The sequence below is a fragment of the Streptomyces sp. GbtcB6 genome (genome assembly GCF_019091475.1).
Taxonomy (GTDB): domain Bacteria; phylum Actinomycetota; class Actinomycetes; order Streptomycetales; family Streptomycetaceae; genus Streptomyces; species Streptomyces hyaluromycini.
Genome location: NZ_JAGXJL010000029.1, coordinates 131,938 through 138,271, shown reverse-complemented (window position 1 = coordinate 138,271; position 6,334 = coordinate 131,938). Strand labels below are relative to the sequence as shown.

Sequence of the window (6,334 nt, the reverse complement as noted above, 5' to 3'; positions counted from 1 at the left end):
CGTCCGGGACGGAGCTGTAGAGCGGCTGGTAGGTGTTCTTGTAGACCTGCTGGGCGAGTTGGGACCGGTCGACGGTGTCCGCGACCGCCTGCCGGACGGCGAGGGCCTTCTTCGCGTCGGCGTTCTTCGTCCTGGTGCCGTAGGGCTGGCTCGCCAGGTCGAAGACGATGTAGCGGATGCCGTTGCCGGAGCCGGTGTGGACCTTGATGTCCTTCTGCTTGGCGAGGTCGTCCAGGTCGGTGGTGGTGAGCGTGCGGTAGACGGCGTCGATGGTCCCCTGCTGGACGTCGAGCTTCAGGTTGCCGGCGTCCGTGTAGTACTTCAGCTGGACGTTCTTGGTCTTCGGCGTGCCGAGCTGCCCCTTGTACTCCGCGTTGGCGGTGAAGGAGACCAGCGAGTTCTTGTCGTAGCTCTTGACGCCGTACGGTCCGTTCCACGGATTCGCCGCGACGATCGACTTGTCGTCGAGGATCTTGTCCGCGGGGAACACCTGCTCGTCCACGATGTAGCCGGCGGCCGTGGACAGCACCTGCGGGAACAGCGTGTCGTTGGCCGACTTGAGGGTGAAGACGACCGTGGTCGGGTCCGGGGCGGCGACCGAGGCGAGGTTGTACAGCAGTGACGACGGGCCGTTCTCGTCGGCGATCTTCAGGTCCCGGTCGAAGCTGAACTTGACGTCCGAGGACGTGAGTTCGTGGCCGTTGGCGAACTTCAGGCCCTTCTGGAGCGTGACCGTGTACTCCTTGGGCCCGGTCAGCCTGATCCCGGTGGCGAGGTCCGGGGAGACGTCTGCGGAGCCGTACTTCTGGCTCAGCAGAGTCGCGTAGACCTCGCCCTCGACGGTGCCGGAGCCCGCGTCCCACGCGCCCGCCGGGTCGAGGCTGGTGACCTGGTCGGTCGTACCGACGGTGATCGCCGAGCCGGAGCTCGCGGTGCTGCCGTCCTTGCTGCTGGTGCAGCCGGTCAGGGCCACCAGGAACGCGGTGCCGAGGGAGATCGCGCCGAGGCCGGGGCGAAGGGGTCTGTACGGCGTCGGGCCGGTGTGGAATGCCATCAGTGGTCTCTGCTTCCGCGTCGAGGGTGCACTGGACGGCCGAGGCGCAGGGCGTGCCACGGCGTGCGAGGTCAGGTGAGGGAACGGGTGAACGAAGGGGGAGCGAGGGTTACGGCGACGGGCGGCGGCAGCTCTGCCGGCCCGCGGCGGGCGGGATCAGCCCCGACACAGACAGCTGGACACCAGCTGCAGGTCGACATGGCGCCGGGAGCACAGCACCAGAGCTCTCGCCATGCCGTCCTCCCGGGTTCTGGCCCGCCTCGGGGCCGATGTGAGCGCACTTGCAGAAAGAAGAGATCCGCCGAGCCGTCACCTGGGGCACCCCACTGCGTCGAGGGTTGCCGTCCGGCCAGCCAGGGCTTGATCACCGGAACTCGTAGCTCGCGCACACCGTAGATCGGCTGTTCTCCCGGCGTCAACCTGCCCCGGAACGCCGGGAGCTGACGCAGCGCACGGTGGACGCGTCCCTCCCGGCTGATCCCTGGTCCGGCCGAGGAGACCACCGGCCCGGCACACACACGGTGCCGCTCGCCCCGTTCCGGATGAGCCGCCGCGCCGGCCGGTTCGACCAGGTCTGCCGCTCACCGCCACCCACGGCTCACGACCTCGTTCCCCGCGGACGTTCCTCCTCCAGGCCATCGACTCCCAGTGACGGGATGTCAGTGCTGCCGGCTGTGGGGGGTCTTCTCGCCGGCCTCGACGGCGAACGGCAGCCGGTTCTCGGCGGGAGCGACGGGGCAGACGGGCATGCCGCTGAACGCGCAGGGCAGGTTGAGCGCGCGGTTGAAGTCCAGTACGACGGTGCCGTCCTGGTCGGGTTCGGGGACCGAGAGTGAGCGGCAGGCGCCGTAGGTGGTGACGCCGCTGGTCGCGTCGGTGAAGACCACGACCATGCCGTAGGGAGAACTGGTGGGCGTCAGTGTGTGCTCACACCCGGCGTGGGTGAACGTGATGACGCCCGGCGAGGTGTAGGTGTACTTGTCGGTGCCCACCGTGTCGAGGTCGAGCGACTTCGGTGCGGTGTGGCGGTCGAGTCGGCCCTGCAGGACCCAGCCGGGGTCAGGCTCGAAGGTCGGCACGCCGCGGAACTCGGTGCGCTCCGGGGCCTGCGGGTCGTAGTTCACCAGCAGGTACTGGTCCCGGTAGGTGACTCCGATCTGCAGGTCGCCGGCGATGATCCGGGTGTCGTCCGGGGCGTCGCTGAGATCGAAGCCCCGGACGTCGGTGAACGACTCGCCGTCGTAGGACATCGTCTGCCCCTGCGGATCGACGTACAGCTTGGTGCCTTGCTGCCACCACAGCCCCGGCTGGCCGGGGAAGTGCTGCGGGTCCTCCTCGACCCAGTTGATGGATGCGGCAGCCAGCCAGCCGTGGGGCTGCGTCAGGAACTGCTCCCAGCCCGCGCGCCAGTCGCGCCACTCCTGGATGTACTGCGTGCTGCTGTCAGAGCTCTGCGCGGTCATAGTCTCTTCCCTTGCGGTGAATCGAACGGGATCAAGGTGCTGGTGGTCCGCAACGGCCCGCGCGTACGCACGAGCTTTCATCGGCCTCCCGGATCGGCAATTCGGTTTGCGGAAGCAGCAAGAGCGGGCCGTTCGCCGGACAGGCCGGGCGCCGTCTTACGCGGCCTCTTGCGGGTTGGTGCGTTTGGCGTTGATCAAGGCGAGCAGGATGATCAGGGCGAGTGTGAGGAGGCTGCCGCCCGCCATGAACGCGATGCGGTACCCGTGGAGGTAGGCGCCGTCCTGCACGGCGGCGGTGACGGGGTGGTGGGTGGCCAGGTAGCTGCTGAACGCCGCGACGTAGAGCGTGTTGAGCAACGCGGTTCCCAGCGCCCCGCCGACCTGCTGGGTGGCGTTGAGTACGGCGCTGGCCACGCCCGCGTCGTGCGGTGCGACGCCGTGCAGCGCGACGGTGGAGATCGGGACGAAGACCATGCCCAGGCCGATGCTCATCGCGATCTCGGCGGGCAGGACCCCGCCGAGCCAGGTCGAGCCGGGGTGCAGTGCCGACAGCATGAACAGGCCGGCAGCGCCCATGGCTGTTCCGGTGATCAGCAGCGGCTTCGGGCCGAGGCGGTCGAGCAGGCCCGAGACGAGCGTCGCGGTCACGATGATGCCTGCGCTGAACGGCAGGAAGCCGAGGGCGGCCGTGAGCGGGCCGTAGCCGAGGTTGATCTGGAAGAAGTACGTCAGGAACAGGAAGATGCCGAACATGCCGGCGAAGATGATCAACGAGGCGAGCAGTGCGCCGCCGCGGTTGCGGTCGAGCACCATGCGAAGGGACAGCAGGGGGTGGCTGGTGCGTGCCTCGCGGGCGACGAAGCCGGCCAGCAGTACCAGGGCGGTGGCGAGCAGGGTCAGTGTCGAGGGGGCGAGCCAGCCCACGCCGCTGCTCGCGGCCTGGGTGAAGCCGTACACCAGGGCGGTCAGCCCGCCGGTGGCGAGGAGCGCCCCGGGCACGTCGTAGCGCCGATCGCCTTGGGCCCTGCTCTCGCGTACGGCGTTCAGCGCGAGCACCGCCACGGCGATCGCGAGCGGGACGTTGACGAACAGGGTCCAGCGCCAGCTCGCGAACTCGGTGAGGATGCCGCCGAGGATCAGTCCGAGCGCGCCGCCGGCGCCCTGGACCGCGCCGTAGACGCTGAAGGCCTTCGCTCGCTCAGCGGCATGGGTGAAGGTGACCGCGAGCAGGGACAGGGCCGCCGGTGCGAGGACGGCGGCGAAGGCGCCTTGCAGGGCGCGGGCGCTGAAGAGCATCGCCTGGTCGACTGCGGCGGCGCCGAGTGCGGAGGCACCGGCGAAGCCGAGCAGCCCGATCAGGAACACGCGCTTGCGGCCGACGAAGTCGGCGATGCGGCCGCCGATCAGCAAGAGCCCGCCGAAGGGCAGCGTGTAGGCGGTGACGACCCACTGTCGGTTGTCGGGCGAGATGTGCAGATCGGTCTGCGCGTGTGGCAGTGCGATGGTCACGATGGATGAGTCGAGGACGATCATCAAGGTCGCGACGGAGATGAGGGCGAGGGCGAACCACCTGCGGGGGTCTGCGGCCAGTGGTTCCGGCTCGGCGGCGGGCCGGACGGGAGCCGGCGTGGCCGTGGTCGGATCGGGGGTGTGGGGCATGGCGATCTCTCATCGCTGGCGGTGGGTGGGCTGGCGGCGGTGCTCCGGGGACCGCGGGCGTTTGTCCGTGAGCGTGTGCGGCGCGGGCCGCTTGGCCTGCGCGGTGTCCGCTTCGGTCCCTTCGGGTCTTGGAGGGATCACTTCTGTGCGGCGAGCGCGTGGGCGGTGTCCTCGAGGGTCAGGTCGGCGTTGAGGGTGGCGGCCGCGGTGACGCCGGAGGCCGCGGACTGCATGACTCCGGCGGTCACGTCGAGGACGTTGCCGGCGACCCAGACGCCGGGGACGCCGGTGTAGCCGCTCGGCTCGGCCTGGGCCTGGCGGCCGATGCCCAGCGGGTGGTCGGTGAGCTTCGCGCCGAGGGGGCCGAGCAGGTCGGTGCGGGCCTCGAACCACGGGTTGACGGCGACGACCTCGCGCGGGTGGACCTCGCCCGAGGCGAGCCGGACGCCGGTGATGCGGTCGTCGTGGATCTCGATGGCCTCCACCTCGCCGCGCACGACCTTGATGCCGCGGGCGGCGAGTTGGGCCGACTGCTCTGGGCCGGGTTCGGGGGCGGTGTGCTGGAACAGGACCACGTCGGTGGTCCACTGACGCCACATCAACGCCTGCATGACGGCGGTGGGGCCGGTGCCCAGGACCGCCAGTGCTCCGTCGCGCAGCTCCCAGCCGAAGCAGTAGGGACAGTGCACGACGTCCCGTCCCCACCGCTCGTGGAGGCCGGGGATGTCCGGGTACCGGTCCACCAGGCCGGTGGCGACCAGGACCCGCCTGGCGCGGTAGCCGGCGCCGTCGCCCGTGGTCAGCTGGAATCGGCCGTCGTCGAGCCGGGTGACGGAGGCGACGGTGCCCCGGACGATGTGGCCGCCGTAGCTGCGAACCTCCTCGCGTCCCAGGCGGAGCATCTCCAGGGGGTTCTTGCCGTCGCGGGTCAGGTAGCCGTGCATGTGCGCGGCGGGCGCGTTGCGCGGGTGGCCGGCGTCGATCACGAGGACCGAGCGGCGGGCGCGGCCGAGGGTGAGTGCGGCGGCGAGGCCGGCGAGACCTCCGCCTGCCACGGCCACGTCGACAGAGGCGATGTCCTCGTTGGCCGAGGACTGGGGCTGGGGCTGGGGCTGGGTGAATGCTGGCTTGGTCATGCCGTCACTGTGCGATCGATCCCCGCCGAAGTGGAAATGTCTTTGCGGAAAACGCAAAATGGAGAGGTGAGAGAGAACTTTGACGCCGTCCTCGATGCGGTCGGGCCTCGGCTGCGTGCCATTCGCCGCCAGCACGGAACAACGTTGGAGCAGGTCGCCGAGCTGACAGGGATGTCGGTCAGCACACTCTCGCGGATCGAGTCGGGTCAGCGCCGTCCCACGCTCGAGGTGCTCCTGCCCCTCGCCCAGGCGTACCACCTGCCGCTGGACGAACTGGTCGGCGCACCGGCGACGGGCGACCCGCGCATTCACCCGCGCCCGGTGGCCAGGGACGGCGTGACGTGGGTGCCGCTGTCCCGCACCCCAGGCGGCCCCAACGCCTTCAAGCAGATCCTGCCCGTACCCGCGACAGTGCCCGAGCGGCTCGACCAGCGAACGCACGAGGGCCACGAATGGATCTACGTGCTGACCGGCACGCTGCGACTCGCCCTGGGTGACCAGGACTTCCAGCTGCACGCCGGCGAGGCTGCCGAGTTCGACACCAGAACGCCGCACGGCATGGCGAACGTCGGCGGCCGACCCCTGGAACTGCTGATCATCTTCAGCCTGCAGGGCGAACGAGTTCACATGCGTGCCCGCACCAGATGAGCTCGACCGGGTCGTCGACCATTCCAGGTCCTGCGTATCCGTATCCCGGATACAACCGGCGGTTGCGGCGCCCGGCATCCTGAACGGTCACCGCAGCCGCACGTTCGCGCCGCGGGCCCACCGCATGTGGCAGGTGCCCGAGGAACGTCCTGGCCGGATCGCGCGCCGGGGCATGTCCTGGCGACCAGCCGAGCCGGCCCCGCGAGGCGGACAGCACACCTGCGCGTCGACGCGTCCGCCTCGCGACGGCCCTGCCCACGCCGGTTCTCTGATGCAACATCAGGGGCGGTCCGTCCGGCGGGCGTTATGCGCCACCCCTACCACCTCGGCCGTGTTCTCCCGCCCCATTGTGTTGAGCCTTGCGCACCCTTACT

5 protein-coding genes and 1 riboswitch are annotated in these 6,334 nt (G+C 69.9%); of the genes, 1 reads left to right on the top strand and 4 read right to left on the bottom strand.

The window, feature by feature from the left end:
• The 4 genes from KVT45_RS37040 to KVT45_RS37025 form a co-directional block, all read right to left on the bottom strand.
• The coding region (locus KVT45_RS37040; protein ID WP_254647881.1) for an ABC transporter substrate-binding protein at nt 1–1,054 on the bottom strand (1,054 nt) is incomplete at its 3' end.
• Between the two features lie 272 nt (nt 1,055–1,326).
• Nucleotides 1,327–1,436: riboswitch (SAM riboswitch) on the bottom strand.
• Between the two features lie 277 nt (nt 1,437–1,713).
• A complete protein-coding gene (locus KVT45_RS37035; protein ID WP_217553559.1) occupies nt 1,714–2,517 on the bottom strand; it encodes a DUF1684 domain-containing protein in 804 nt (267 codons plus the stop codon).
• A 156-nt stretch (nt 2,518–2,673) separates the two neighbouring features.
• A complete protein-coding gene (locus KVT45_RS37030; RefSeq protein WP_217553558.1) occupies nt 2,674–4,176 on the bottom strand; it encodes an MFS transporter in 1,503 nt (500 codons plus the stop codon).
• 137 nt (nt 4,177–4,313) lie between these two features.
• Nucleotides 4,314–5,312 (bottom strand): NAD(P)/FAD-dependent oxidoreductase, encoded by a 999-nt coding sequence (locus KVT45_RS37025; protein WP_217553557.1) that lies wholly within the window; start codon nt 5,310–5,312, stop codon nt 4,314–4,316.
• A 66-nt stretch (nt 5,313–5,378) separates the two neighbouring features.
• Here KVT45_RS37025 and KVT45_RS37020 point away from each other — a divergent pair, with 66 nt between their 5' ends.
• Nucleotides 5,379–5,960: an XRE family transcriptional regulator gene (locus KVT45_RS37020; RefSeq protein WP_308310980.1), complete on the top strand. Its 582-nt coding sequence runs from the start codon at nt 5,379–5,381 to the stop codon at nt 5,958–5,960.
• The last annotated feature ends 374 nt before the right edge of the window (nt 5,961–6,334 follow it).

Bases quoted from the DNA above. Each gene is read 5' to 3' on its own strand.
- KVT45_RS37035 (WP_217553559.1), bottom strand. From the start codon at position 2,517: ATGACCGCGCAGAGCTCTGACAGCAGCACGCAGTACATCCAGGAGTGG.
- KVT45_RS37030 (WP_217553558.1), bottom strand. From the start codon at position 4,176: ATGCCCCACACCCCCGATCCGACCACGGCCACGCCGGCTCCCGTCCGG.
- KVT45_RS37025 (WP_217553557.1), bottom strand. From the start codon at position 5,312: ATGACCAAGCCAGCATTCACCCAGCCCCAGCCCCAGCCCCAGTCCTCG.